1 protein-coding gene is annotated in these 225 nt (G+C 56.9%); it reads right to left on the reverse strand.

From position 1 onward, the window contains the following. Positions 1–36: 36 nt before the first annotated feature. The coding region (locus tag D8676_RS27585; protein ID WP_210210776.1) for a hypothetical protein at positions 37–225 on the reverse strand (189 nt) is incomplete at its 5' end.

Below are 225 nucleotides of genomic sequence, written 5' to 3' on the forward strand. Positions count from 1 at the left end.
AGAGCCCCCAGCCCACTCCATAAGCATGGTCTAATTTCAATGCGCGTCCAGTGCATACCCGTTTATTTGCTGACGCGGGATCGGCGATCCGACAAGCCCGGAAATCACTTCCGGATGATCGACAAGTTGCCGAGATCGCCATACGCACTGGCTGGTGATGAGGAGCAGAAGAAGCGCCAGGCCGGCGAGGACCCGCATCACCGTGCCAGCGAAAAATCGAATTAG

It is taken from the genome of Mesorhizobium sp. YM1C-6-2, from assembly GCF_003666685.1.
In the GTDB taxonomy this organism is placed as follows: Bacteria; Pseudomonadota; Alphaproteobacteria; order Rhizobiales; family Rhizobiaceae; genus Mesorhizobium_K.